The 609-nt window shown below is 50.7% G+C and carries 1 protein-coding gene; it reads left to right on the top strand.

Going from position 1 to position 609, the window contains the following annotated elements:
• Positions 1 to 609 (top strand): TonB-dependent receptor plug domain-containing protein (locus ACH34W_RS55565; protein WP_395969363.1); only part of this gene is annotated, 609 nt, incomplete at both ends.

Genomic DNA, 609 nt, shown 5'->3' on the forward strand with positions numbered 1-609 from the left:
TGCTGCGCCGTCTTCCGGGCGTCGATATCACCCAAAACGGCGGTTCAGGTCAGCTCTCATCTATTTTTATTCGCGGTACAAATGCCAGTCATGTGTTGGTGTTAATTGATGGCGTACGCCTGAATCTGGCGGGGGTGAGTGGTTCTGCCGACCTTAGCCAGTTCCCTATTGCGCTTGTCCAGCGTGTTGAATATATCCGTGGGCCGCGCTCCGCTGTTTATGGTTCCGATGCAATAGGCGGGGTGGTGAATATCATCACGACGCGCGATGAACCCGGAACGGAAATTTCAGCAGGGTGGGGAAGCAATAGTTATCAGAACTATGATGTCTCTACGCAGCAACAACTGGGGGATAAGACACGGGTAACGCTGTTGGGCGATTATGCCCATACTCATGGTTATGATGTTGTTGCCTATGGTAATACCGGAACGCAAGCGCAGACAGATAACGATGGTTTTTTAAGTAAAACGCTTTATGGCGCGCTGGAGCATAACTTTACTGATGCCTGGAGCGGCTTTGTGCGCGGCTATGGCTATGATAACCGTACCAATTATGACGCGTATTATTCTCCCGGTTCACCGTTGCTCGATACCCGTAAACTCTATAGCC

Origin of the sequence: Actinomadura sp. 6N118, from assembly GCF_044326415.1 — a bacterium.
Classification (GTDB): Bacteria; Actinomycetota; Actinomycetes; order Streptosporangiales; family Streptosporangiaceae; genus Spirillospora.